The sequence below is a fragment of the Arthrobacter sp. CAN_A6 genome, from assembly GCF_015751715.1.
Classification (GTDB): Bacteria; Actinomycetota; Actinomycetes; order Actinomycetales; family Micrococcaceae; genus Arthrobacter_D.
Map to the genome: position 1 here is coordinate 311,192 of NZ_JADOUV010000001.1, position 24,603 is coordinate 335,794.

General features: G+C 64.8%; 30 protein-coding genes and 1 tRNA gene. 11 read left to right on the forward strand and 20 right to left on the reverse strand.

Annotated features, from left to right (window positions below; translation table 11 throughout):
* Positions 1-299 precede the first annotated feature (299 nt).
* The gene (locus IWX75_RS01545) at positions 300-1,217 is read left to right on the forward strand and encodes an SDR family oxidoreductase (protein WP_196820490.1); all 918 of its coding nucleotides are present in this window, start codon (positions 300-302) and stop codon (positions 1,215-1,217) included.
* Positions 1,218-1,296: 79 nt separating this feature from the next.
* Here IWX75_RS01545 and IWX75_RS01550 read toward each other — a convergent pair whose 3' ends face one another.
* Complete coding sequence (locus IWX75_RS01550; protein ID WP_196820491.1) at positions 1,297-2,211, reverse strand: hypothetical protein; 915 nt, start codon at positions 2,209-2,211, stop codon at positions 1,297-1,299.
* A 102-nt stretch (positions 2,212-2,313) separates the two neighbouring features.
* Here IWX75_RS01550 and IWX75_RS01555 point away from each other — a divergent pair, with 102 nt between their 5' ends.
* The gene (locus tag IWX75_RS01555; RefSeq protein ID WP_196820492.1) at positions 2,314-2,814 is read left to right on the forward strand and encodes a DUF456 domain-containing protein; all 501 of its coding nucleotides are present in this window, start codon (positions 2,314-2,316) and stop codon (positions 2,812-2,814) included.
* Between the two features lie 12 nt (positions 2,815-2,826).
* Here the strand turns inward: IWX75_RS01555 and IWX75_RS01560 are convergent, their stop codons facing one another.
* Genes IWX75_RS01560 through IWX75_RS01570 form a run of 4 tightly spaced genes read right to left on the reverse strand, consistent with a single transcriptional unit; the run spans position 2,827 to position 7,871 of the window.
* On the reverse strand, positions 2,827-4,626 hold the full coding sequence (locus IWX75_RS01560; RefSeq protein WP_196820834.1) for a glycoside hydrolase family 15 protein: 1,800 nt from the start codon (positions 4,624-4,626) through the stop codon (positions 2,827-2,829).
* A gap of 1 nt (position 4,627) precedes the next feature.
* Positions 4,628-4,750: a hypothetical protein gene (locus IWX75_RS17585; RefSeq protein ID WP_334683807.1), complete on the reverse strand. Its 123-nt coding sequence runs from the start codon at positions 4,748-4,750 to the stop codon at positions 4,628-4,630.
* Positions 4,751-4,797: 47 nt separating this feature from the next.
* On the reverse strand, positions 4,798-6,273 hold the full coding sequence (locus tag IWX75_RS01565) for a S10 family peptidase (protein ID WP_196820493.1): 1,476 nt from the start codon (positions 6,271-6,273) through the stop codon (positions 4,798-4,800).
* Between the two features lie 53 nt (positions 6,274-6,326).
* Positions 6,327-7,871: a DHA2 family efflux MFS transporter permease subunit gene (locus IWX75_RS01570; RefSeq protein WP_196820494.1), complete on the reverse strand. Its 1,545-nt coding sequence runs from the start codon at positions 7,869-7,871 to the stop codon at positions 6,327-6,329.
* 100 nt (positions 7,872-7,971) lie between these two features.
* Here IWX75_RS01570 and IWX75_RS01575 point away from each other — a divergent pair.
* The 3 genes from IWX75_RS01575 to IWX75_RS01585 all read left to right on the forward strand — a co-directional run bounded on the left by IWX75_RS01575 (position 7,972) and on the right by IWX75_RS01585 (position 9,483).
* Positions 7,972-8,044: transfer RNA gene (locus IWX75_RS01575), tRNA-Ala, on the forward strand.
* 214 nt (positions 8,045-8,258) lie between these two features.
* The gene (locus IWX75_RS01580; protein ID WP_196820495.1) at positions 8,259-8,828 is read left to right on the forward strand and encodes a hypothetical protein; all 570 of its coding nucleotides are present in this window, start codon (positions 8,259-8,261) and stop codon (positions 8,826-8,828) included.
* 280 nt (positions 8,829-9,108) lie between these two features.
* Positions 9,109-9,483: a hypothetical protein gene (locus IWX75_RS01585; RefSeq protein ID WP_196820496.1), complete on the forward strand. Its 375-nt coding sequence runs from the start codon at positions 9,109-9,111 to the stop codon at positions 9,481-9,483.
* A 2-nt stretch (positions 9,484-9,485) separates the two neighbouring features.
* Here the strand turns inward: IWX75_RS01585 and IWX75_RS01590 are convergent, their stop codons facing one another.
* The 8 genes from IWX75_RS01590 to IWX75_RS01625 all read right to left on the reverse strand — a co-directional run bounded on the left by IWX75_RS01590 (position 9,486) and on the right by IWX75_RS01625 (position 15,135).
* Positions 9,486-9,788, reverse strand: coding sequence for a DUF4193 domain-containing protein (locus tag IWX75_RS01590; RefSeq protein WP_196820497.1), 303 nt, complete (start codon positions 9,786-9,788; stop codon positions 9,486-9,488).
* Positions 9,789-10,368: 580 nt separating this feature from the next.
* Positions 10,369-10,674: a DUF4193 domain-containing protein gene (locus IWX75_RS01595; protein ID WP_196820498.1), complete on the reverse strand. Its 306-nt coding sequence runs from the start codon at positions 10,672-10,674 to the stop codon at positions 10,369-10,371.
* Between the two features lie 146 nt (positions 10,675-10,820).
* Positions 10,821-11,081, reverse strand: a complete 261-nt coding sequence (locus IWX75_RS01600) for a GlsB/YeaQ/YmgE family stress response membrane protein (protein ID WP_196820499.1) — start codon at positions 11,079-11,081, stop codon at positions 10,821-10,823.
* A gap of 82 nt (positions 11,082-11,163) precedes the next feature.
* Positions 11,164-12,003 carry an HNH endonuclease gene (locus tag IWX75_RS01605; protein ID WP_196820500.1) on the reverse strand — a complete coding sequence of 280 codons (840 nt, stop codon included), beginning with the start codon at positions 12,001-12,003 and terminating at the stop codon, positions 11,164-11,166.
* A 68-nt stretch (positions 12,004-12,071) separates the two neighbouring features.
* A complete protein-coding gene (locus tag IWX75_RS01610; protein ID WP_196820501.1) occupies positions 12,072-12,356 on the reverse strand; it encodes a hypothetical protein in 285 nt (94 codons plus the stop codon).
* A 35-nt stretch (positions 12,357-12,391) separates the two neighbouring features.
* Positions 12,392-13,786, reverse strand: a complete 1,395-nt coding sequence (locus IWX75_RS01615) for an alpha-amylase family glycosyl hydrolase (RefSeq protein WP_334684028.1) — start codon at positions 13,784-13,786, stop codon at positions 12,392-12,394.
* Between the two features lie 28 nt (positions 13,787-13,814).
* On the reverse strand, positions 13,815-14,636 hold the full coding sequence (locus IWX75_RS01620; protein WP_196820503.1) for a cytochrome c oxidase assembly protein: 822 nt from the start codon (positions 14,634-14,636) through the stop codon (positions 13,815-13,817).
* Positions 14,637-14,643: 7 nt separating this feature from the next.
* Positions 14,644-15,135 (reverse strand): DUF2243 domain-containing protein, encoded by a 492-nt coding sequence (locus IWX75_RS01625; protein ID WP_196820504.1) that lies wholly within the window; start codon positions 15,133-15,135, stop codon positions 14,644-14,646.
* 160 nt (positions 15,136-15,295) lie between these two features.
* Here IWX75_RS01625 and IWX75_RS01630 point away from each other — a divergent pair, with 160 nt between their 5' ends.
* Complete coding sequence (locus IWX75_RS01630; RefSeq protein ID WP_196820505.1) at positions 15,296-15,598, forward strand: DUF4193 domain-containing protein; 303 nt, start codon at positions 15,296-15,298, stop codon at positions 15,596-15,598.
* A 1-nt stretch (position 15,599) separates the two neighbouring features.
* Here the strand turns inward: IWX75_RS01630 and IWX75_RS01635 are convergent, their stop codons facing one another.
* Together IWX75_RS01635 and IWX75_RS01640 are read right to left on the reverse strand one after the other, a co-directional pair.
* Positions 15,600-15,905, reverse strand: coding sequence for a hypothetical protein (locus IWX75_RS01635; protein WP_196820506.1), 306 nt, complete (start codon positions 15,903-15,905; stop codon positions 15,600-15,602).
* A gap of 136 nt (positions 15,906-16,041) precedes the next feature.
* Positions 16,042-17,280, reverse strand: coding sequence for an alpha-hydroxy acid oxidase (locus IWX75_RS01640; RefSeq protein WP_196820507.1), 1,239 nt, complete (start codon positions 17,278-17,280; stop codon positions 16,042-16,044).
* A gap of 90 nt (positions 17,281-17,370) precedes the next feature.
* On the opposite strand from IWX75_RS01640, the gene IWX75_RS01645 reads away from it, so the two are divergent.
* Together IWX75_RS01645 and IWX75_RS01650 are read left to right on the forward strand one after the other, a co-directional pair.
* A complete protein-coding gene (locus tag IWX75_RS01645) occupies positions 17,371-18,057 on the forward strand; it encodes a FadR/GntR family transcriptional regulator (RefSeq protein ID WP_196820508.1) in 687 nt (228 codons plus the stop codon).
* A 309-nt stretch (positions 18,058-18,366) separates the two neighbouring features.
* Positions 18,367-18,795, forward strand: a complete 429-nt coding sequence (locus tag IWX75_RS01650; RefSeq protein ID WP_196820509.1) for a GNAT family N-acetyltransferase — start codon at positions 18,367-18,369, stop codon at positions 18,793-18,795.
* A 39-nt stretch (positions 18,796-18,834) separates the two neighbouring features.
* Here the strand turns inward: IWX75_RS01650 and IWX75_RS01655 are convergent, their stop codons facing one another.
* Positions 18,835-19,500, reverse strand: coding sequence for an alpha-ketoglutarate-dependent dioxygenase AlkB family protein (locus IWX75_RS01655; protein ID WP_196820510.1), 666 nt, complete (start codon positions 19,498-19,500; stop codon positions 18,835-18,837).
* 52 nt (positions 19,501-19,552) lie between these two features.
* Here IWX75_RS01655 and IWX75_RS01660 point away from each other — a divergent pair, with 52 nt between their 5' ends.
* Positions 19,553-20,008, forward strand: coding sequence for an SRPBCC family protein (locus tag IWX75_RS01660; RefSeq protein ID WP_196820511.1), 456 nt, complete (start codon positions 19,553-19,555; stop codon positions 20,006-20,008).
* Here IWX75_RS01660 and IWX75_RS01665 read toward each other — a convergent pair.
* A complete protein-coding gene (locus IWX75_RS01665; RefSeq protein ID WP_196820512.1) occupies positions 20,005-20,790 on the reverse strand; it encodes a phosphatase PAP2 family protein in 786 nt (261 codons plus the stop codon). The two genes, IWX75_RS01660 and IWX75_RS01665, sit on opposite strands and share 4 nt — an antisense overlap.
* Before the next feature lie 85 nt (positions 20,791-20,875).
* Here IWX75_RS01665 and IWX75_RS01670 point away from each other — a divergent pair, with 85 nt between their 5' ends.
* Positions 20,876-21,538: a pyridoxine/pyridoxamine 5'-phosphate oxidase gene (locus IWX75_RS01670; RefSeq protein WP_196820513.1), complete on the forward strand. Its 663-nt coding sequence runs from the start codon at positions 20,876-20,878 to the stop codon at positions 21,536-21,538.
* Positions 21,539-21,551: 13 nt separating this feature from the next.
* Here the strand turns inward: IWX75_RS01670 and IWX75_RS01675 are convergent, their stop codons facing one another.
* Genes IWX75_RS01675 through IWX75_RS01685 form a run of 3 tightly spaced genes read right to left on the reverse strand, consistent with a single transcriptional unit; the run spans position 21,552 to position 23,989 of the window.
* A complete protein-coding gene (locus IWX75_RS01675) occupies positions 21,552-22,328 on the reverse strand; it encodes a sulfite exporter TauE/SafE family protein (protein ID WP_334684029.1) in 777 nt (258 codons plus the stop codon).
* Positions 22,329-22,368: 40 nt separating this feature from the next.
* On the reverse strand, positions 22,369-23,202 hold the full coding sequence (locus IWX75_RS01680; protein WP_196820514.1) for an aldo/keto reductase: 834 nt from the start codon (positions 23,200-23,202) through the stop codon (positions 22,369-22,371).
* Between the two features lie 31 nt (positions 23,203-23,233).
* Positions 23,234-23,989, reverse strand: a complete 756-nt coding sequence (locus IWX75_RS01685) for a maleylpyruvate isomerase family mycothiol-dependent enzyme (protein ID WP_196820515.1) — start codon at positions 23,987-23,989, stop codon at positions 23,234-23,236.
* A 61-nt stretch (positions 23,990-24,050) separates the two neighbouring features.
* Between IWX75_RS01685 and IWX75_RS01690 the strand changes: the two genes are divergently transcribed.
* Positions 24,051-24,596, forward strand: coding sequence for an acyl-CoA thioesterase (locus IWX75_RS01690; RefSeq protein WP_196820516.1), 546 nt, complete (start codon positions 24,051-24,053; stop codon positions 24,594-24,596).
* Positions 24,597-24,603 lie beyond the last annotated feature (7 nt).

Below are 24,603 nucleotides of genomic sequence, written 5' to 3' on the forward strand. Positions count from 1 at the left end.
CTAACCGGATGCATGGACGAGCATCGGTCCCCGCTAGACTTGCTTGATATGCGCTTCATCAACAAATACCGTATTCCCATCGTCTGGCTCCTCGTAGCCGCCATGGTTCTCTCCGTCGGAGCAGGCTTCTTCTCGACCGTGCTTTAGATTCTTCTCGACCGTGTTCCGGACGGGCGCGAATGTTTTCACCGGGCTCGAAAAGCGCCTTGTCCCTCCCGAACCCACCGTTTAGTGTAGTAAGCAGGCTTAGCATTTGATGCTGGGCGCCAACCAACACCTATCGGTAACGGGAGAGCATCATGACATCCGAAAACCCCGCAGGAACTCCGGACCAGTACACTTTCCAGAATCCCGTCACGCGTTTCGAGAGCATCACTCCGCCCAAGCAGGACCAGCCGGAACCGGGCCTGGACCGGGACATCGAGCCGAAGGCTGATCGCGGTGAAAACTCCTACCGCGGAACCGGGCGCCTTTCAGGCCGAAAGGCGCTGATTACAGGGGCCGATTCCGGTATCGGCGCAGCAGTGGCCATCGCCTTCGCGAGGGAAGGCGCCGACGTCGCCCTTTCCTACCTTCCGGAGGAGGAGGCCGACGCCGAAACCATCGCCTCCCTCATCGAGGAAGCAGGCCGCAAGGCCGTTCGGATTCCCGGGGACCTGAAGGACCCCGAGTACTGCATCGCGCTTGTCCGGCAGGCTGCCGAGGAACTCGGCGGACTCGACATCCTCGTCAACAACGCCGGCAAGCAGGTGGCCGTCGAATCGCTCGAGGAGCTGAGCGACGAGCAGCTCGACCATACCTTCAAGACCAACATCTACTCGTTCTTCCGGGTGACACGGGAAGCCCTCAAGCACCTTCAGCCCGGGTCCTCGATCATCAACACCACGTCCATCCAGGCCTACGAGCCGTCGCCCACCCTTCTCGACTACGCGAGCACCAAGGCGGCCATCAACAACTTCACGAAGGGCCTGGCCCAGCAGCTCGCCCCCAAGGGCATTCGCGTCAACGCTGTTGCTCCCGGTCCCATCTGGACTCCCCTCCAGGTGTCCGACGGGCAGCCGAAGGAAGCCCTGCCGGAGTTCGGCAAGAGCACGCCGCTGGGCCGCGCCGGCCAGCCCACCGAACTCGCGCCTGCCTACGTCTTCCTCGCTTCACCCGAATCGAGCTATGTGCTGGGCGAGACGTTGAACGTCAACGGTGGCATGCCGGCACCCTGATCCGTTCGGGCCCAAAGCAGAAGAACGCCCGGCTCCCCATCGGGGAGCCGGGCATTCCTGTGCCGGTCGACGCGGGCTTCTAGTTGCGCACCTCGTCGAAGTCCGCACGGTCGATGCGACGGTGATAACGCATACCGGTGAGCCCACCGAGCACTGCCCCGGCCAGGGCTGTGAGGGCTGCCGCAAGTACGGCGATGATTCCGGCAGTGGTGAAATCGCCCTCGTTGACCGGAAGGCTCGGAAAGCTGTTGATGTTGGCGAAGATGTCTGCGCGGCTTCCCGCGATCAGCCCGATCACCGCTACTACCACGGCGATGATGACGGCCCACAGCCAGACGGCAATACCCTGCTTCGCGCCGTCGAATCGGGCCATGCGACCGGCCACGTACCCGCCGGCGAAGTAGGAGAGGAAGAGGAGGACCAGCAGGACGACGGCGGAGATGATTCCGGCGGTCTGCGCGTCCTGCGACGCCTGGCTGGTGGCTTCACCGAGATTCGTGTTCGTGGAAAGGCCGAATGCCGCGCCCGCAGCGGCCAGAAGTGCCGTGAGCAGTACTGCCATCCCTGTCGCCGTGAGCCAGCCGAAGAAGGCGGACCCGAACTTCATGCCGCCGAATCTCTCCTTCTCACGCTGGTGCAGCGCAGCCCGGTCAGCGGCGGCGGGTACTGCGTCCCGGCCGCGATGATCGCCGTCGTCGCCCTTGCGGTTGCGGGAGGCATCCTGGTCGGGGTGCAGCCGATGACCGGCATCCTGGTCGTAGCCGGGGTCCTTGGTGTGGCTCACGGGGAACACCTGCGTGTGCTCGCGCGTGGCGTCGTCGTCGCTCCTGCGAGGGTTGCCGTTCCCGGCCGGGATGGGAGTGGTGTCCGGGTTGGGTGCCTCGCCGATGCTGCTTGCGCCGGCAGTGGGAGTCCGGGTCCTGTCATCTGGGTCGCCGTCGCTGCGACGTGCCCGGTTCTCCCCCTCGGTATTCCCTGTTCCTGGTGTACTCACTAGTCCTCCTGATGTCAGGGCCGTGAAGCCATAAGTGTACTTAGTATTGCAGCCATGGAGGTGAACCACTACGCCGACGGGGCGGGATGGGAGACTGGCTGAATGGAATTCGAGATCCTGGCAACATTTCTGGCCGCAGTACTGATAGCGGTGGGAATTGCCGGCGTGGTAGTGCCGATCCTTCCCGGCAGCATCCTGATCATCGGCGCCCTGTTGCTCTGGGCGTTCTCGGTCGGCAGTCCCGCAGGCTGGGTGGTGTTCGGCGTCGGATCAGCCTTCGCGCTCGCCGGTCTGGTCGCCGGAGTGGTTCTCACGGGACGAACGCTGCAGCGGCGGCGCATCCCGGCCAGGTCGATCACGGTCGGACTGGCGGCAGGCGTGGTGGGCATGTTCGCCATTCCCGTGGTCGGACTGTTCGTGGGGTTCGCCCTGGGCCTGTTCGGCAGCGAGTACCTTCGCCAGCGGAGCTTTCAACCGGCGCTGGAGTCGAGCGTCCATGCGCTGAAGGCCGCCGGGCTGGGCATCCTCGTCGAGCTGGGACTCGCGTTCGCCGCCGGAAGCACCTGGATCGTCGGCGTCTGGATCCATTTCCTGACGCGGTGAGTCCGTGTCGCGTCAGGCCTCACCCGACAGCGAGAGAGCGGCAGTGATAAGGGCTAGGTGACTAAGCCCCTGAGGCAGGTTCCCCATGAAGGCCAAGTCTCCGGGATCGATCATCTCCGAGAGGATTCCGACGTCGTTGCTCAGCTTCAGCAGCTGCTCCATCTGTTCGGCCGCTTCTTTCTGGCGGCCCACCGCAGTGAGCGCGGAGACCATCCAGAAGGCGCAGGCGACGAAGGTGGATTCTTCCTCCTGCATGCCGCTGTAGCGGTACAGCAGGGGACCCGCGCCGAGCTCATCCCGCAGGGCGTCGATCGTGGAGGACATTCGGGGGCCGGTGTCGAAGCCGCTCAGGGCGTGAAGCAGAATCGAGGCATCCAGATCGTTCGAACCCGGGTACCACACATAGCTTTGGCGCTCCTCCGACCAGCCGTGCTCCTCGACCCAGGCCCGGATGCGGTCGCGCTCGCCACGCCAGCGGTCCGTCGGTCCCTCGAGCTGGCCGGCCTCGGCCAGTTGAACCGCGCAATCCAGTGCGGTCCAACAGCCCAGCTTCGAGGTGATGTAGTGCCGCTCCTCGGGCAGTTCCCACATTCCGGCGTCCCGGCGCTGCCAGATGTCGCAGGTGAGGTCGGCAATGCCGGCCAGTTGCCGCACGGTCTCCGGATCCAGGGAATGCCCGGCCCGCACATACTGCCAGACGATGTCGAAGACGTCCCCGAAGACACCGAGCTGCAGCTGGCCCGCGGCGGGATTGCCGTCCACCACCGGCCCTATGCCCCGCCAGCCGGAATAGTCCGGGTGGTGCGTTCCCTCGGGTACCGCGCCGTTCAGCCGGGTGAACACCTGGAGGTCGTCGCCCTGCGCACGGATGTTCTTCAGCATCCAGGAAACAGCGGCATGGACTTCCTCGCGCAGCCCTGCGCGGGTGAGGGCATGGAGGGTGTAGGCGGTGTCCCGCACCCAGGCGTAGCGGTAGTCCCAGTTCTTCCCGCCGGCCTTGCTCTCGGGGAGTGATGTCGTGGCGGCCGCGGCAATGGATCCGGAGGGGCTGTGGAGGAGCAGCTTGAGGGCCAGCGCGCTGCGGAGCACCTCGTCCGCGTATTTCCCGTCGTAGGAGAAATTCCTGGACCACAGCTGCCAATTGGCGATGGTGCGGTCGATTCCCTCGTCGATGGTTGTCGGATCGGGCAGGGGGACCGGTTCACGGTGCGTGGAAACCACTGCGACCAGATGCCGCGATCCTTCCGACGTAGGAAACGCTCCCGAGACGCTGCGGCCCCTCGATTGGGGCGTGCCGTGCGCGATGCCGCAGATGGCCAGTGCTGTTCCATCTACCCTCAGGATCGGGTTCTCCCCCTCCACCTCGACCCACGGAGATGCGGACTGGAAGCAGTTCCCGGGGTTCACGGACCACTTCATCGGTACGACGCCGGACAAGCCGTCGATCCGTCGGGCCAGTTCGCCCCACGGCAGGCGCCCCGCAACTCCCGTGTTGAGCGAGTCCGTGACACGGACCGACCCGTCCGCGGTGGTGTACACCGTGGTCAGGACATTGGTTCCCCGGACATAGGCGCGCTCCACAGTGAAGTCGGCCTCCGGTCGCAACTCGATCGAGCCGCCGTGGCGAGCGTCGAGAAGCCGTGCAATCGCGGGGCGGGAGTCGAGGTCGGGGGTGGGATACCAGTCGATCGAACCATCGTGGGCAACGAGTGCCACGGTTCGGCCGTCGCCGATCGCCGCATAGGAGCGCAGATCGACGAAGCCGTCCTTATCCCGGTCCGGAAGCGTGCCCGGCGGGCTCCCGGCGGACAGGCTACCTGCCGCGGTTCTTGTTGTAGCGCGTCTTCTCGGCGCGCGTGCCCTGGGTGCCTCGGCGCTTGGCCATTATTTTCGATGCGATGACGGGGGCGAGGGCCCAGAGGATACGTTTCAGCATGGGGAGGTCCTATCCGAAGAGGTTGCTGGGGATATTCATCATCATACTTACGATTGGGAGTTGTGCGGCGCGTTCGAAACGAATAGTTGCAGTGCCTGCAGCTGAGTCCTGCGTGCTACGGGATTGAGGTACATCATGTGTCCGGCCTCGTGATAGTGATGCGTGAAGCGCGCGCGGGCGCCCTCGTCCAGATTCATGTGCGCCCAGACGTACTCAGCCGCGAAGTGCGGCGTGGCGCCGTCGTGGTAGCCGTAATCCACATGTACCCGAAGATGCGGATTGTGGACGAGGAGCCGTTCAAGGACGCCTGATACGTCCACCGGGGCACCCTCGAAGGTGCGGTAGCTCCACGGGTGGACGCGTGCGGTCAGGATCTCGTAGGGAAGATCGTTCTCGTACCCCAGCTCGGCACGGACGTAGTGGTTCATCGCGGCCGAATAGGGGCCCGTGATGGCCCGGATGCTGGGGTCGTCGTGCGAGTCGGAAGCCTGGAGACTCTCGGGCCGGGCGGTGAAGCGCCCGTCGATCCGCCCCACCGCGAGGTCCTCACCGCGCAGCAGCTCTGCTGCGAACTCGTGGTACGCCCAGCGGAGATTGGTGCGTCGGATGAAGCCCTCGTCAAGGGTGGTGATGGCCTGCAGCCGTGCAACGACGTCGTCGTACTCCTCTGCCGACAACCGGTTTCCCTGGGTGAGCGCGAACCCGAAGTCCCTCGCGGCGAACTCTTCGGCCTCCCGCACCACCTCCGCGAGCTCCCGGCCCTCGTGGCGGCCGTGGTAGTGGGCAATGGCGGCGTAGGTCGGGAGGTGGAGTGCGTAGGGGAGGTCGCTTCCGGGGAAGAATCGCAGCGTCGACATGTTGAGGACAGTAGAGATGAGGCCCAGGCCATTGACGGCCATTCCGTAGGCGTCGAAGAGGCGCCCCGCCACCGCGACGGCCCTCAGGGTCCCATAGGACTCACCCACGAGGTATTTGGGTGACAACCACCGGTTGTTGCGGGTGGTCCAGAGCCGGATCACCTCGGCCACCAGGTCCCGGTCCTCCACGAAGGCATGGAACTCCTCCGTCTTGCCGCCCTCGACCACACGGGAGAAGCCGGTATTGACGGGGTCGATCATCACCAGGTCACTCGACTCGAGGAGTGACTCGGCGTTGTCCTCGAGCCCGAACGGCGCAGGCGCCATGGAACCGACGTCCCCGGACTTCACGAGGCGCGGGCCGAGCAGTCCGAGGTGCAGCCAGACGGACGCCGATCCCGGGCCGCCGTTGAAGGCGAACGTCACCGGGCGGCCTTCCTCGGCGTCGTCCTTCGTGTAGGCGACGAGGAAGATCTCCGCCTTCGGCTTGAAGCCGTCTGCCTTGCCGTCCTTGGTCTCCTCGAGGCGCAGCACGAGGCGGCCCGTGGTGGAGGTGTACTTCAGGCCCGACGGCGACGTATGGCTGCGCGTGACGAAATCATCACTCACGTCCTTCGCGGCGGCAGGGGTGGTGTCCTTCGAGGTGTCGATCGTCTCATCAGCCATGACAAGAGACTACCGCTGGTTGATGCAGGCAACGACTACGACTCGGAGGTCTTTCAGGCGCCGGACGCCGGTGCTGCGGCCTTCGCCACTGCCCCTTGGGCTTCGGTATCCGCCGCCCAGGCGTTGTTCCGCTCGGGCTTCGCAAAGAACAGTGCTGCAGCGAATCCGATGAGGACGACGGCGGCCGGCAGGTACAGCGACTGACCCATGGCCAGGGCATAACCTGCCTTCGCCTCGGGCGGAAGCGGGTTGCCGGGGGTGGCGCCGACGGCTCCACCGTTCACGTTGGCAAGGAGCCGTGACTGCATCATGGCGGCGATGGCCGAACTGCCCAGCACTGCTCCCACCTGCCGCGTGGTGTTGTACACCCCCGAGCCGGCACCGGCGAGCGAAGGAACCAGATTGCGGGTAGCTGTGAGGGAGACCGGTGCCCAGATCCCGGCGCTCGCCAGTCCGAGAAGGGAGATGGGGAGCAGGAGCTGCCAGATCGGTACATCCGGGGTGAGGATGGAGCCCAGCCAGAAGAGCGCGGCGGACATTCCCGCGAACCCGGCAACCGCCATGTACTTCGGGTTGCCGCGCTGCACGAACCTTCCGACGAAGGGGGCCAGGATGCCGGAAATGATGGCCATGGGCGTGAGGAGCAGCGCCGCCTGGGTAGGGGAGAGGCCGCGGACCGTCTGCGCGTAGAGCATCAACGGCAGGGACATGGTGGTGATCGAAAAACCCATGGCCGTGATGGAGGTGTTGGCGAGCGAGAAGTTCCGGTCCCGGAACAGCATCAGCGGCACGAGGGGCTCCCCGCGGTTGACCCGCTGCCACACGACGAAAGCCGTCAGCAGGACCAGTCCGGTGATGATGAGGGACCAGACGGAGAGGGGGCCCGCGATCGTACCCCAGTCGTACGTCTCACCCTCCTGGATGCCGAAGACCAGACAGAACATGCCGGCTGCACTGAGGAAGACTCCCAGCAGGTCGAAGCGCCGGGCGGTGGTCTCAAGGCGTGGGACAAGTCGCGCCGCGAGGAGGAAGCCGACGATCCCCACGGGCACGTTGACGAAGAAGATCCATTCCCAGCCTGCCGAGTCAACCAGTAGGCCGCCGAGGATGGGACCTATCAGCGTGGCGATACCCGCGACGGATCCCCACAGGCCCATGGCTGCTCCGCGGCGTTCGGGCGGAAAGATCCGGGTGATCACTGACATGGTCTGGGGAGTCATGAGTGCTGCGCCGAGCCCCTGGATCACCCGGGCGAGGATCAGTACCTCGATGGAGCCCGCGAGGCCGCACCATGCGCTCGAGGCGGTGAAGACAACCAGCCCTATCAGGTAGATGCGCCGCGGGCCGAACCTGTCTCCGAGTCTCCCGGTGACGAGGAGTGGTACAGCGAATGCCAGGAGGTAGGCGCTGGTTACCCAGATCACGCTGTCGATGCCGGCCCCCAGACCCTCCATGATGGCCGGCGTGGCCACCGAGACGATCGTGGAGTCGACCAGGATCATGAAGAAGCCGATCACGAGTGACCACAGGGCCGGCCAGGGCCGGAGTTCTCCGGGCTGAGGGGTCGACGAACGTACTGCGTGTTCTTTCGGGGGCATGGGGAGAAGCCTACTCCGGAGCACCGAGGGCGGGGCACTAACCGCTCCCGTCCACGACTTTGAGTAACACCGCCGGTATTGGATACAGTGTGGAGTGTTTGGGGCTTTAGCTCAGTTGGTAGAGCGTTTCGTTCGCAATGAAAAGGTCAGGGGTTCGATTCCCCTAAGCTCCACTGTTGGCGCGGATCCCGGCGCGATCTGCACGGTAAGCGCTGGAGGAATAACAGACTTTCCCTAAGGAGTGTTCTGCTCATCGGGTTCCTTGTCCTTAGTTTTCGATACTTCTCGCACGCTCCCGCTAGGCCTTTCGCTGCATGGAATCGGGACGTCTAGCGGAGGTCTGCGGAGGAACATCAGTGGTGCTGCGCAGCGTATTAGTGTTCGACTGTGGGAGAACCAATAATTCCGGAGCCGTTAGGCAAGTGGGGGAAAAGGCTCGTCCGCCTCCAGGTCCTTACAGCTTTCATCGGTGTCGTTGTCTCGGGCGTTTTGCGAGAAGTGATGGGGTTTTGGTTTGGGTTGGGAGCCGCGGTCTTCGTCGTTGTCGCTCTACAGATTCTGGTTTGGCGTCCCGCAGCCGAAGAGAAGAAGCTACGCGCGGACCGGAACCTCGCACAGGGGATTCTTGAGTGCGCCATCCGCTTCCCTCAATCCACTCCTGGGTCCCTTCGAGACCGGTGGGCTAACGGTATCGGTCAGATCATTGAGGGAAGATTCTCCTTTCAGGGCCTGGATGCCGGCGAGTACAACCGGCGAATGGGAGGGCAGATTGTGGTGACGGAGATAACCGCCGAAGGGGTCCAGACCCTGCCGGGCAAACGTCCGCGGGAAGTCCTCAGGAACTGGAAACTGCTTACCCTGGGGAGCCGGCAAGGCGTCGTAGAAGTAGCGGGTTCACCGAATGCGCTGCAGATGCCTAAGGAACGCTCATCAGCGCAGAAAGCCCCGGACTTATAGGAACCCGTCGATGAAGATTCCGGGTGCCGAACTCCTTGACGACCTCACCTGTCATGAATACTTGTTTCGATCGGTAACATCCATCCCGTCACACCGGACCCACTCCAACCTGGCTCAGCCAGGAATTCCTCCAAGGGTAATGATGAAGGGGCCCGGAGGAGTAGAGACGCTGACGCTCTCCCACCCGGGAATTTCGTCACCGAATGTTCACATAGCGTGCCGGTCAAACCCAGTCCGATGCCCCATAGAATCAGGCGACATTCTTTGAAAGGGGTGGCAGTTGGAAGAGGACTACGAAGACGGCTGGTTCAGGGCAATGCTCAAGACCGGGCTGTGCCACCTTGGGTCGATTCGGTTCAACGGCTTCGGCCCGGAAGCCCAGGTTACGCTCACCGAGGCATCCGGCCGGATGCTGACCTTCGAGCAGACCATTTACGAGATCCACAGCGGAATCGTCATCGATGAAGAGACCCGCGCAGCCAGGTGGCCAGACTGGTCTGTCGCTGCTGCCTCCGTGGCAGCTTTCGCCGGGGACGTCGAGCAAGCCCTGCTGTCCGCCGGTACTGAGGCCGACACGCTCCGTCTCACCGGCAACGGCACCGAGGCGGCTCCATCAGGGAGCCACGGCTCACAGCTGCGCCTGATCCAGGGGTAGGCCTAGCCTTCGCACTCTGCGCAGTACAGGTCGCCGTTCTTCTCGCGGGCGAGCTGGGTGCGGTGCTTGACCAGGAAGCACGACATGCAGGTGAATTCGTCCTGCTGCTGTGGAACCACCGAGATGGATAGCTCTTCCTCCAGAACGGCACCGGGCAGGTCGAAGCCTTCGGCCATGTCGCCGTCCTCGACGTCAATTGTGGACGTCTGGGTGGTGGCGCTGCGCTGGGCCTGAATGGCCTCGAGCGACTCGTTGACGGGCTGGTCCTCGGGCTTGACGCGTGGTTCGTCGTAGTCGGTTGCCATGGGGTGGATCTATCTCCTTCAGATGGGTTGCTGCAACAGGGTACACGTGTAGGCAGTATGATTGCTGAGCGCTCGACGCCGGCCTCTACCCCAGGCGCGTAGCCCCCGGCGCGCAACTGATACTGTTCACCCCACCTCCAGGCCCGCCAAGCGGGACGCGGCAGGGTTCGCGAGGGTGATCCCCAGCCGTCCGTGCTGCCCGAGAGTACCAGTCCGCTCATAGTCAAGCAGCTTCACGCGATCCGGGTTGGCTCAACGAAGAGAAGTTTCATCATCGGAACCAGGGCGCTCGAACGGGGGCTTCCAACTCGATAGTCCTGCGGATGAACTGCTTCAGTCGACACAGGTCACCGACACCGCAAAAGACGGGCGGCTTCGTCTCGAGAGAGAAACGGAGGGAGGCCGAAAGATCCTCGGCGAGGGTGGTGCTGTACGTGATCGTGCATGTTCCATGCGAGCCGAAGCTCCACTGCCCGCGGCAGATCTGCTGTGCCCGGCACCCGCGCACCCGTGTCCCCTGGGGCTCCCCGCCGGCGGCCGGATCGCCGCCACTGCCACGCCCGTCGGCTCGTCGCCCTACCTACCCCTCGCACTCCATGCAGTACTTGCTGCCATTCTTCTCGCGGGCCAGCTGGCTGCGGTGATGCACGAGGAAGCAGGACATGCAGGTGAACTCGTCTTCCTGCTCCGGAACTACCTGAATGAGCAGTTCCTCGTGGGACAGGTCGGCTCCGGGAAGGTCGAAGCCTTCCGCGGTGTCGCTGTCTTCGACGTCGATGAGCGACGTCTGGGTTGTTGCACTTCGCTGGGCCTGGATCGCTTCGAGCGACTCGTTGGCTGGTTGATCTTCCTGGGCGACGCGCGGTGCGTCGTAATCTGTTGCCATGGGGCGAACTTCTCCTTCTGATGGACGCGCTATAGCGTACATGTGCACGCGATAACCGCCACAAGGCGCTAGTTATTCCGCGGTCTGTTACGAGGGGCGGGCGAGGACCATGGTCCCATCCGAACCTGAATACTGGCCCAGTAGGGCTAGCGGGTGATCCGGCGTCGTCCGGCGGCGCCCTCAGCAACCCCGATCAGCAGCACGGCGGCGATGACAGCGACGATAAATCCCAAAATATTCAGTTCCCAGATGTTTCCCGTGCGCAGCAAGCTGGCGATGACCCCGCCGATGATCGAGCCCACGATGCCCAGCAGGAGAGTGGCGAGCAGGCCGAGGTTCTGCTTGCCGGGTTTGATGAGACGTGCGAGTGCGCCGATGACGAGGCCGGCGATGATGAAGCCAATCATGATGGAATTTCCTTCGTGGTTGCGGTTCTTCCCATGATGCCCGGCCGACACGCGGCAGGGTCAAGGATTAAAGTGCGCTTGACTAGCCCAAAAGCTTACGGGCTTCAGCTTGGGAGTCTAACTGAACCTGGGTGACTATCGATCCCTCGATGAAACCCGCGCCGGACATCATGCGGCGGAGTTCGGCAGGAGTGAAGGGAACGCTTCGGCGGTGCGCCATGGAGTGGCAGTTCGGGCACAGCGGCAGAAGGTCCCGGACGGGGTCCAATTCGTAGCCGGGCACGAGTTGCGTCGCCGGGACGAGGTGGTGGACGGAGATGAGGCCTCGACCCTCCGGGCCGTACACGGCCTCGAAGTCGAAGCGGCACACTGCGCAGGAAAACCCGTGCTGGGCGAGGCAGATCCTCCGGGCCTCGGGGTCCCGTTCATAGCGGTTCACCGACACCCTGGTGAGGGCGGACTGCGGGTAGGTCCCGGGGACAGGCAGGATCGGATCCATGTCATCCAGCGGTCGGTGCCCTGTCCACACGTCCCGAATCGCTGCTTCATCCGACGGCTCGACGGAACGTGCCGATCGGATGTTCGCTTCCCACGGGACCCCCGGCACCAGGTCGGAGAGTACTGCGGCCTGGATATGGTCGCCCTGCTCCAGGAGGGTGTCGAATTCGACGGCGATCCAGCCGCCGCCGTCGGAATCCTCGAAGGTGTCCGAGGCCACTACCCCATGGCCGATCAGGCCGCGGGCGCCCTTGCCCTGCAGGACGAGCCATGCATCGGAGCCCGGGGGGATCGGCGTCGGTCCTCCGACGCTCCAGCGTTGCCTGACCAATCCGGATCGGCGTAGCTCTTCCCGGACCGAGGGGTAGCCCGGCTCCCAGTCGTTCCGGGAATCGGGATTCCAGCCAAGCAGGATTGCCGTCATGATTCCAAGTGTGCCATCAGCCCTGGCAGAGGATTGTCGACCCCGCGGACAAGGGCGGACCCGCTCCGCTAGGCGGTCGGCGGCTCTTCCTGCCGGGGCCCTCGTCGGCCTCTCGACAATTGCATCAGCATCCTGCCGGCCGGCCCGAGCCAGGACAGAATCACCAGGAGCGTGAACGCCTGGCTCACTGCGGCCCCGAAATTCCCCGCAGGCACGATCTGATAGGCGCCGATGAGCACGACGACGAGGAGCAGGCCTTTCTTGACAGTGCCCAGCGCCTGGGTCGAAAGGGGCCGGGGCCAGGGGGTGAAGCCCGGCTCGGATTGGTCAACGTGCTCGGTATTGGGATTCATGCGTTCCTCCTGACGTTAATTGTGTCCCTTGCGGGCTATTTATTGGATGTCCACGGGGAATTTCCTCCGCCCAGGACCACCCAGCCCCGTGGCGGCAGTGCTAGCCGGTGCCCACTCGCGTCGAGCCCGGCATTCCCCTCGAGAACGACATCGGCGGTCACCGGAACGCCAAGTGTGACAGGGAGTCCCGAAAGGTTCAGGGCAACGATGATCGATTCGTCCCCGCTGCGGATCTCGTACACGAGGTGCTCGTTGCTCAGCGTGTGAACCGTCGTGCGCGCTGTGTGGAGCCAGGGATGCCTGCGCCGCAGCCCGATCAGTTGCTGGTGGAGGTTGTACACGGGCCAGCCGGGCGCGGCAAGGGCCGACGGTGACGACGGGAACTCCGGGCGCACGGCGTCATCCCCACCTGGCCGTTCCTCCTTGAGGCCGCGGAACGCCTGCTCGTCCCCGTAGTAGACGGATGGGGTGCCTCCAACAGTGAAAAGAACCACCAGGGCATGGGCAAGGAGGGCCGGATCGGTGAGCTGGGTGGCGAGCCGGGTGACGTCGTGGTTCCCCACGAAGGTCAGGGGGGCGAAGGTTTCAAGGAGGGCGTTGTGCCGGTCGAGCGCTGCAGCGAGCTCGAAGAAGTTGGCGTCGTTGAGGCTGCTCCAGACGGCTTTCCAGAGCTGGTATTGCGTCGTGGAATCGAGCCGGCCCGCGCGTACCTCGTCGGCGTAGTCGCCGTGGATGTATTCACCCACGAAGTAGGAGTCGGGGAATTCCGCCCGGACATCGCTCAGCACGGTGGACCAGAACGACGACGGCACGGCGTATGCGGCGTCGAGCCTCCAGCCGTCGGCGCCGCGGCGGAGCCAATGCTTCATCACGTCGGCGACGAAGCGTGCCACCTCCGGCTCCTCATGGTTGAGTGCGACGAGGTGGTGGTGGCCCTCGAAATCGTCATAGGCGACCTCGCTGCCCGAACTGTCGCTGCCGGACTTCGCCTCCCCGGAACTGCCGCCGCCGGATGGCCAATGGAAGCGGAACCAGCCGGCAGTCGGCGCGGACGGGCCGAGGCGCACGGCGTGCTGGAACTGCTGGAACGAGCGGCCGGTGTGATTGAAGACGCCGTCGAGCAGGACGCGGAGTCCGCGGCGGTGGGCTTCGTCGATCAGCCGGCGGAAATCGTCGTCGTCGCCCAGCCGCGGGTCCACGCGGAAGTAGTCCGTCGTGTCATACCCGTGCGTTTCGGACGCGAAGATGGGACCAAGGGCGAGCCCCGAAGCGCCGAGTTCCACCGCGTAGTCCAGCCAATCGACCAGCCGGGTCAACCGATGGGCAATGGGAGTTTCAGCAGGGCCGGCGGCTTTCTCGGCTCCCGCGAATCCCAGCGGATAGACCTGCCACCAGATGGCGTGCCGCACCCAGGATGGTTCAGATGTCACGGATGTCCCCCTCAATTCTTCCTCGATCCTAGCTTGGGCGGCTGCGGCCCGGCGCGGGACGTACGCCGTGCCGCACATCCCGTCGGCGGGCGGCCGAGTAGAGCTGCCAGCCGAAGATGATCAGCATCCCGGCGTGCACGGCATCGCCCCCGTAGTACATCAGCAGTGCTCCCGGTTCGGCCTGGGACGTGGTGAGGCCCGGCGGCGGCGTGGCGTAGAGCACCTTGGCAAGGATTCCATGGGCCGCAATGGAAGACAGGAGAACGGTTCCCCGCACCACTGCGCCGGATCGGTGCGGATTGGGGTCGATGCCGATGACGGCGAAGGCGAAAAGACAGCCGCTCAGCAGGAAATGAAGGTGAAGAAGAGCCAGTGCGGCCGGCCGATGAACCACATGCGGGTACAGGCCTCCGGCGTAGAGTGCCCAGAGTGGCACCGTGATCAGCAGGCCCGCCGTCACCGGATGGGACAGCACACGGAGGGGACCGGAGCGCAGGATCCGGGTCACCCGGCGGGAGGCATGCACCGGCAGCCACTTCAGCGCAAGCGTGACCGGGGCAGCCAGAACCCAGAGGAGCGGGATCACCATCCCCACCAGCAGGTGGACGGCCATGGAGGCAACGAAGGTCGCGTGGGCGGCCGAGGCAGCGGGGCCGGCTGTGACTGCGGCTCCCAGGAGCGCACCGGCGCACCAGAACGCAGTCCGCCTCCGCGGCCAGACCAGGCCGGGCCGGCGCGTTGCCGCGTAGTAGGCAGCCCCGGGAATCAACCACAGCAGGACGACGGCGGCATCGGCTGCAGCGGCGGGAACTGCGGCGGAGAGCACAGCAGGAAGGTCCGGCAGCGACACTGCAGGATTACCCGTGGGTCCGGATTGTTCGCCCTGCCCGCCGTTGCCGCACCAGGAGCACCGCCGCGCCGCTGACGATCAGGACCAGTGCGGTGAGGTTCCAGAGAAGGTCGTACACCGCGAGGTCCACACCGTAGCGGATCTGGTGGAGGCTGAACACCTTGTGCTGCACCACGCCGTCGTACAGCTGGAAGATCCCGGATCCCAGCAGGACGCCACCGGTCCAGGCCGGAAGTGAAAGCGCGCCGCGGCGGCGGAGGTCGGCGAACAGGAACAGTGCACCCACCGTGGCACCCCAGCTGAAAGCGTGGAAGATGCCGTCGGACACGAGCCCGGCAGCGGTAGTGGAGCGGTCGTAGAAATGGTGCCAGTGGAGGATCTGGTGGAACACCGCTTCGTCGACGAAGGCGACGAGGCCACACCCGAACAGGAGACCACTGACGATACTTCGCCGGAGGCCGCTGCCGGGCCCGGGTTCCGCTGCTGTCTTCGCGCGCATTGAGTGCCCTGCCTGCAGAGTGTGCTGATGCCTGTTCCAGCGTATGACAAGCATCACCGCATATGAGGCCGAGTGTGTCAATGCCCCGATTATTTGACGTTAGACTCGGTTGCTGCGACACGCTTTACTACCACGGACACCCCAGAAGAACGGCACCGCCATGGCAACGGATTACGACGCACCACGCAACAATGACGAGGACAAGGAAGCCGAATCCCTCGAAGCGCTTCAGGCGAACCGCGGCAGCAGTGCTCAGTCGTCATCCGTGGATATCGAGGACGGGGATACGGCCGAGGGAATCGACCTTCCCGGCGCCGATCTGTCCGGTGAGGAGCTCCTCATCCAGGTCATTCCGCCGCAGGAGGATGAGTTCACGTGCTCCTCATGCTTCCTGGTGCGCCACCGCAGCCAGATCGCCCGCGAGAAGAACGGCCTGATCTACTGCAACGAGTGCGAGGGCTGATTTAGGAAACCTGCCTGCTGTGCCAACTCTGGGGTGGTTGGGCGGCGGGCTCCAGCGGCAGGTGACGAACGACGTCGTCCCTCGCCGCTTGCGGTGGATTGAGTACCATCCCTGCCACGGCGAGGAAAGCTACCGGAATCGACACGAGGATGGCGACGGCCACTCCGTACAGGGCAATGATCGCGTAGACCGGAGAGCCGCCGAGGCCGGAAATGAAGGAGGCACTGCTGAAGAGTGCCCACAGCCAGAAAAGCCCGACGGCGAACAGCACAGTTCGCGCGCGCCGATATATTAACGGGTAATGCATGCGTTTACGCTTCATAGGTTGAGACCCCAGCACTAAAGGGCTCCGCCCCCCGGCATGCCCGCTTTCCTGAATAGTAGCTCCACCGAGCGCTATTCGGGCCGCCCGAGACCAGAATGAGACTGAACTGACGTCCCGGTCAGTTCAAGAGCTTCACGTGGTCCGCGTCGAGGTCCTCGATCCGGTTGACGCCGAGCAGCTGCATGGTGCGCGCCGTCTGCGTTCCGAGGATCTCAATGGCACGGTCCACCCCCGGCCGCCCGCCCGCCATCAGCCCGTAGAGGTAGGCCCTGCCGATGAGCGTGAAATCGGCACCCAGCGCGAGGGCGGCGACAATGTCTCCGCCACTCATGATCCCCGTATCGAGGATGATCGCCGTCTTGCCCTTGAGTTCGGCAGAGACCTGGGGCAGGAGGTGCAGGGGAACCGGAGCGCGGTCGAGCTGGCGTCCGCCGTGGTTGGACAGGATGATGCCGTCGGCTCCATGGTCCACCGCCCGTTTGGCGTCGTCGAGCGTCTGGATGCCCTTGACCACGAGGTTGCCCTTCCAGACACTGCGGAGCCAGTCGAGGTCCTCGTAGGTGAGGGTGGGGTCGAACATGGAATTGATGAGGTCCGCCACCGTCCCGGAATAGCGGGACAGCGAGGCGAAGGACAACGGCTCGTGGGTGAGGAAGTTGAACCACCACGCCGGGCGGTAGGAAGCATCCACCACGGTCTTCAGCGTGAGCGCCGGCGGAATCGTCATGCCGTTGCGGACATCGCGGAGCCGGGCACCGGCGACGGCCGTATCCACCGTGACCATGAGGGTGTCATTTCCCGCGGCGGCGGCGCGTGTGATCAGCTCCATGGACCGGTCACGGTCGGTCCAGAGATAGAGCTGGAACCAGTTGCGCCCGTTCGGGGCCGCGGCCGCGACATCCTCGATGGAGGCGGTGCCCATCGTCGAGAGCGTGTAGGGGATACCTGCTGCCTCCGCGGCCTGCGATCCGGCATATTCACCCTCCGACTGCATCATTCGGGTGAAGCCGGTAGGAGCAATGCCGAACGGCTGCGCCGAGAGCTGGCCGAGAATCGTGGTGGAGGTATCGACCTTCTCCACGTTGCGGAGGATGCCGGGCCGGAACTCGAGGTCGAGGAAGGCATCGCGGGCGCGGCGCAGCGAGATTTCCGCCTCGGCAGCGCCGTCCGTGTAGTCGAAGGGTGCCGTGGGAGTGCGGCGCTTGGCCATGGCGCGAAGGTCGCCGATGGTATTGGCTCGGCGAAGCCGAGAGGCGCTGCTGAATTCCGGCTTCTTGAACTGCATCAGGGGTGCGAGGTCGGCAACCTTCGGAAGTCGCCGGCGAAGGGCCGGAGGAGTGGCGGGGGTGGGCTGCATTGCGTACCTTTGCTCGGCGTCGGGCGATACCTGTGGTCTGACCACAGACTTTACGGTCTGTGGTCAGACCACGCAAGCTATGCTGGCGCCATGCGCAATCATCAGGCCGTTTCGGCGTGGCTCGAAGCCGAATTGGCGGCGGGGCGCCTCGGGGTCGGGTCGCGGCTGCCCGGTGAGCGGGCCATGGCAGAGCGGCTGAAGGTGTCGCGGACTTCGGTGCGGGAAGGCATCCGGGTGCTCGAGGCCCTGGGTGTGCTGAAAGCCGGGGTCGGCTCGGGCCCAGGGGCAGGCACGATCGTCACCGCGAACCCGGCGGTGGCACTCGGCTCAACCCTTCGGCTGCACATCGCCAGTTCACATCTGCCAGTCTCCGACATCGTGGAGACCAGATTGCTGCTGGAGACCTGGGCCGCCGCACATGCGGAAAGCGATGCAGTATCCCTGGTGACGGCGGAACACCTGCTCGCCGATATGGACCGCCCTGGCGTGGAGGCCCCGGAATTCCTCGCCCTCGATGCGCTCTTCCACGTTGCCCTCGCGGAAGCGGCGGGAAATGTTCTGGTGGGGGCCATGATGGCCTCCCTGCGCGAATCGATCCAGGCCTACACGCAGCAGCTCACAGTGGACCTGCCGGACTGGCATTCCACGGCGGTGCGACTGCGGAGTGAGCACCGGGAGATCCTGGGCGCGGTTCGGGACGGAAAGGGGCAGTTGGCTGCCGATCACGTGGCCCGGCACATCGAAGGTTTTTACCGGGAGGCGGGCTTTCGAGAATAGTCAGTCGGCTGAGCTTTCGATTTTCGAGCTTCTCCCCTAGACTTCAGGGACTGGTCCAGAAGCAGGCCATGGAACCACTACGTGGAGTAAGCCATGGAACAATTTCCCCAAGTACTCGACCGTCCCCGGACCCGGCCAGCTGAACCGACGCATTCCTTCGATTGGTCCAGAACCCCGAGCCCCGCGCTTGTTTCTTCCCCCAGCGCCGAGGAATCACCATTTCCTACTGACCTTTCCGAGGTCTCCACGCGGCAATTGCGCACGCTGTGCAACCGCACTTACCAGTTGTTGGATTCGGATTACCCTTCGATGGAAACCCGGGACCGTTATGAGGCACTGGTGGAGGAGCTCGAACGCCGCGAGTCGGCTGCCGAGGCTCCTGCCGAACCCGAAGGCACACGGGAAAAATTTCGCGACAACGCCCTTTTTTCACGCTTCGAGCTGTACCGCAACGGGGTGATGGCCGGATACGTGCAGTATGAAATGCGCGGCGGCGATGTATTGCTCCTCCAGGCAGTGATCGACTCGCGGTTCCGGCGGATGGGACTTGAGCCCGTGCTCATGCAGGCGGTGCTGTTCAACGCTCATCGACGTCGGCTCGCCGTCATGCCGTATTGCCGGGAGGCCCAGGACTTCCTCCTGGCACACCCGCAGTTTCTGTCCCTCATTCCTACCAAGCAGCGCCGGCGCTTCAAGCTCCTGACTGCCGCCAGGCAAGCGGCGCAGCAGGAAGCCTGACGCGCGGATCAGGGTGAGTGGATGCCTTCCCGGCGGCGATCAGCCGGGAAGGCCAGTGACCCGAAGGGTGATGTTGAGGCGTCCCGCAAGTCCCAGAACTGGATCTGCGGTGCCCGGGATCGTCTGCCGGACGCCGTGGTAGGCAAGTCGAGAAGCGCCGCCGAAAACGAAGAGGTCCCCTGATTGCAACTGCACGTCGTGCCAGGGCCGATTGCGGTTTTCGGTATTTCCGAAGCGAAACAGGCAGGAATCGCCGAGACTGAGGGAAACCACCGGCGCAGTGGAACGTTCCTCGTTATCCTGGTGCATACCCATTTTGGCGGCGTCGTCGTAGAAGTTGATCAGCGCCGCATCGGGGCGATAGTCGGCCGCGTGGTCGGGGCCGAACGCCTCGGCGACGGCATCCTGTCCCAACCGGCTCAGCGAGTCCGGAAAGGGAGCAACTGTGGCCCCACCGGCGTCGTCGGCTGTCCTGCTGTATCGATAGGGTTGCCAGTGCCAGCCGAGGCAGACGGTCTTCACCGACATGGTGCCGCCGTTCGGCATGGTGATTGAGCGCATGGGTACCGGGCCAGTCGCCCACCTGCGGCATGCCCTAACCAGGTCGATCTGCCGTTGGAGCGGAAGCCAGTCGGGGACATGGACAGCGTCCGGGGCGGGTTCGCTCCGTTCCCGGGGAAGAAGGGAGGCCGCGTGGTCCGTCATTCCCCAATTGTGGCCCACTCCCCGCCCGGACGGTACGGGGATACAATCTGCTATGGAAAAGTTGCGTTTCTCCGTCTCGATCCAGGCTCCCGTCGACGTGGTCTGGGAGACCATGCTCGGCGACGAGACCTATCGTCAGTGGGCCGGGGTATTCCAGGAGGGATCGCACTTTCTGGGTACGTGGGACAAGGGGGCGACCATCCGCTTCCTGGGTCCCGGCGGGGACGGTTCCTTCGAAGGGTTGGTCGGCACCGTGGCGGAGAACAGAAGGCATGAGTACGTCTCGATCCAGTACCACGGGCAGGTGGTGAACGGGGTTGATGACGTCACCAGCGACGTGGCTCGACAGATCAGCGGAACCGAGGAGAACTACACCTTCAGCGAGTCCGGCGGCGCCACCACCGTCGATGTCGAGATGGACAGCGCCGACGAGTATGCGGCGATGTTCACCGAAGGCTGGCCGCGGGCGCTCGAAAAGGTGAAGGAGCTTTCGGAGGCCAGCCGCTAGGAAACCCTTCCAGCTGCGGGGCGGCGAAGCGTGAGCAGCAAGCGGTGTGCCGTGACCACGAGTGAAAGCCAGGCGATCCCCAGCGTCCACGCGACCAGCACATCCGTGAGCCAGTGGTGTCCCAGATACACGCGGCTGAGGCCCATGGTGGCGGCGAAGGCGACGGCGAGGCCGACAGTAAGCGCACGCGAGCGTTTGCGGTGCTGGCGGAGCACCAGCAGGTAGGCCACGATGCCCGCGATCACCAGGGCATTCAGCGCGTGCCCGCTCGGGAAGGATGGTGAGCTTTCGTAGGGTGGGACAGCGAACTCAAGGGCGGGACGGAGGCGGCCGATGGCTTCCTTCCCGGCAACGGTCATCAGGAGGGACCCGAACGCCGCTGCCGGAAGCAGGATCACGGGAGTCCAGGACCTGCGTCGAACGGCAAGCAGGACCATTACCGACACCGCGAGGATGGGCATGCCCACTGGTCCGCCGACATTGGTGTAGGCGGTCACCAGACTGTTCAGCCACGGCTCGCGCAGGGTGAGAGCGAGGTTCAGGGCCGGCTGGTCGAGGGCGGCAACGCCGTTCGCTTCCGCGACCGCTTCGTAGACTTCGGCCGACGCCGCCGTCAGTGCCGCGGCAAGGCCGCCGCCGATCGCGATGATAAGCAGAAGAACCCAGTGCGGCCCGATCCAGGCGGCAAGCGGTCGGACGCTCCTCACCAGCCACCGACCCAGGGGAGTGCCCCAGCGCGTGAGATCCCGAGGGCCTATCCGGTGGTCTTCGTGAGCAGGCATCTTCCGACTCTAGAGTGCCGGCTCCCTGCTTGGCATCTGCTGAAGAGATCGCCAACGAGCCCGGGATCGGCGATAGGGTGTCCGCATGAGTAATCCCGGACTGGCCCGCGATCTCCTGAGCGGAGTTCCCGCCTTTCCCGAGGCGATGCCCACCTTCGACCCGGCCGGTGCGCCGGAATCGCCGATCGACCTCTTCGTCGAATGGCTCACGGCTGCCGTGGAGGCCGGAATCCGCGCCCCGCACGCCGTCAACCTCGCGACCGTGGACGCTGATGGTGCACCGGACGCGCGCGTGGTGATCCTGAAGGACGTCAGCGCGTCCGGGTGGTCGGTCGCTTCGAGCAGCGACAGTCCCAAAGGCCGCCAGCTGGCCGCGAACCCGGTGGCGGCGCTGACTTTTTTCTGGCCCGATTCCGGCCGGCAGATCAGGGTGCGTGGCACCGTGTCTCCGGCCGGCGCCGAGGAGAACGACGCCGATTTCCAGCGGCGCCATCCGGTGGCCCGGGCGCTGGTGCTGGCCGGACACCAGAGCGACCGGATGCAGGGCAGGGAGGAGCTCGACACCGGAGTCGCCGCCCAACTCGAGCTGATCGGAAAGCAGGGAAGTCCCGGCTCGCCGGGCTGGACGGTGTACACCGTTGCCCCCGACGCCGTCGAGTTCTGGCAGGCAGACGCCGAACGGCGTCATACGCGGCTGCTGTACACGCGGTTCGGGAACGGGTGGCAGACCGGCCTGCTCTGGCCGTGACGGGGGCGGTTGATCAGTCGAAGAAGAGAATCCGGACAAGTGCGATAGTGCCGATGACAAGGATGGTCACCCGGAGGACGTTCGGTGACAGCCGCCGGCCCACTTTGGCCCCGCTCAGGCCGCCGAGGGTAGCTCCGGCTGCAATGGCAGCAGTGACCCGCCAGTCGATCGATTCCCAGGCCACCAGCATGAAGGTCACGGCGGCGACACCGTTCACCACCGTGGTGAGCACATTCTTCACCGCGGTGATCCTCTGGAGGCTTTCCAGCGTGACGACGCTCATGAGCCCGACGATGAGAATTCCCTGCGCTGCACCGAAGTAGCCGCCGTACACCCCGAGCACGAGGATGCCGGCGAGCAGGACGAGGCGCACGGGTGCGGACTCGCCGGCGGGCGGCAACGGCCCGCCCGCCTTGGCCGCAGCCCGGCGCTGTACAGCTGGCGCAACCGCCACCATGACGAGCCCGATCACGATCAGGATGGGCACGATCGCCCGAAAAGCCTCGGGTGGGAGCACAAGGAGCAGGAGCGCTCCGGCAATGCCGCCGGCAGCGGACAGCGGCAGCAGCTTCAGCAGCAGGCGCTTGTTCGCGGCGATCTCACGACGGTAGCCCCACGATCCCGTGATGCCCCCGGCTACCAGGCCGATATTGTTCGAGATGTTCGCCACGATGGGTGGGTAGCCGAACAACAGGAGCACGGGGAAGGTCACCAGGGTGCCTGAACCGACGACGACGTTGATCATGCCGGCCCAGAAGCCCGCAAGGAAGATTACGGCGAGTTCAATCAATTCGATTCCCTTTGGTGCGAGCGCGGCCGAAGCAGCGGTGTCAGTGGCCGAAAGTATCCGAATCGGTAATGTCGGACTCGCCCGTATCGAGCGCCGAGATGCTGTCCAGCTCCCGCGGTGTCAGCTCGAAGTCGAAGATATCGATGTTCTGGGAGAGCCGCCCGGGATGGGATGACTTCGGAATGGCGACGACGCCCTGCTGGACGTGCCATCGGAGCACTATTTGCGCCGGGACCTTCCCGTATTGCTCGGCCAGCGAGGTGATGACGGGCATCTCGAGGAGGTTGCTCCGGGGCCCCAGTGGGCTCCATGCTTCCGTCACTATCGAGTGCCGGGCATGGAAAGCACGGACATCCTGTCGCGTACGGCGGGGGTCGAGCTGGATCTGGTTGACCTCGGGCACCACCCCGGCGTCGAGTACGCGCTGGAGATGGGAGGGTTTGAAGTTGGAGGTTCCCACGGCCCGCACCAGCCCCTCATCGACCAGCGCGGCGATGCCCTCCACGGCCTCCACGTAGCGGTCCTGGTCGGGGTTGGGCCAGTGCACCAGGAGCAGGTCGATGTAGTCGACGCCCAGCAGGCGGCTGCTGTTGGAGAAGGCCCGCCGCGCGCCGTCGTGCCCGTGCCATTCCTTGTTGAACTTCGTGGTGAGGAACAGCTCATTCCGCTCGATGCCGGAGCGGTGGATGCCTTCGCCCACACCTGCCTCGTTCCGGTAATTCTCGGCGGTGTCGATGAGTCGGTAGCCGGCGTCGATGGCGGTGGCAACGGTGTCCGCTGCCTCGGCGTCATTCAGTGGCCACGTGCCCAGCCCCAGCAGGGGAAGGTCGGCGCCGTTGCGCAACCGGACTGTCGGTGCGGGTTTCGAAGTCATGGGGCTCCAGGAGTGGTCGGGATGGAAACGGTCAGAGTGCCCTGGCCAGGCGGTGACGGAGTTCGGCTATCGCCCCGCCCTGTCCAGCGGTGGGGGGAAGCGGGCCACGCCCCCAAAGCCAGAGGAGAATCTCCTCCGGATCCCCACGGATCGTCGCGGCGTCGTCAGTTGCGCCGCCGGCTTCCGGTGCCCGATCAAGCCGCGCAGCAGCACGTTTCAAAGCCACGGACCAGGTGTGCCCTGCGCTCTCCACGCGGACGACGGCGCCGCTTGCTTCTGGGTCGGCGCGGCCCCGGCCCAGCATCACCGAGAGCACCTCGTCGATGCCGTCCACTGCGAGGTCTTCATCGAAGGGAGTTGCCTGCCCGCCTCCCGCCTGCTCGAGGTCGAACCGGTGCATTGCGGTCTCATGCGTGAGACGCCTTATCCAGAACCCGACCGTCTGGTCATCCGCGACCCAGCTCTCGGCGGCGTCTTCGGGAGCGTGGGTGTCGAACTGCGCAATCAGTCGGCGGTAGCAGTGCTCGAGGAGTGCGCCGGGCGGCATGCTGCCGATACTGACGGGCGGCCAGCCCCTGCCCGGCCGCGATCCGGTGCGGATGGTTTCAGCCTTCTGCAGGTAGACGATAGCGGTGTGCCGCACGAGGTCCTCGCCGATCCAGCCGGGACAGGATGGCACCTGCGTCGCAAGAGTGCCGTCGATCGATGCTGCCAGCGCCGCGAATTCCGAGGACAACAGTTCCCGATACCGGCCGAACGAAAGGGCGTAGGGGTAGGGCTGTCTCATCCACCGAGTCTAGGCACTGCTTCCCGGACTGCCATATGTTACTGCCGAGTAATATGTGCTGATGCACCTTCTTCTCCGCACCCTGCTCCAGCTTCTCCGTTCACGTAGGCGCCCCGGCCTCAGTGTCTGGGGTAATTCCTCGCTACCGCTGCGCGTCCTTCTGACGGACATCGATATTGCGATGCACCTGAACAACGGCATGTATTTCTCGTTGATGGATCTGGGTCGCTTCGACCTGATGGTCCGGAGCGGCGTCTGGAAGATCATGCGCAGCAAGGGTTGGAGCCCGGTGGCGGCGGGGGAGACGATCAGCTTCAGAAAATCCCTCCAGCTCGGTCAGCGGTACACGATCGAGACCCGCATCATCGGCCTGGACGAACGGGCCGTCTATTTCGAGCAGCGGATGGTGAGCGACGGTGAAATCTACGCGCGAGCTTTCATTGCAACCCGTCTCGTCTCAAGGAGCGGCCCGGTGAGCAACGAGGACATCATCGCTGCTCTCGGTGCACCGCCGGCGGACCTGCTGCTACCCGACTGGATCCACGAATGGCGCGGAAACAACTCGCTGCCCGGTACCCGGAGGCCCGCCCCTCACACCTGGCAGTGACTGGATC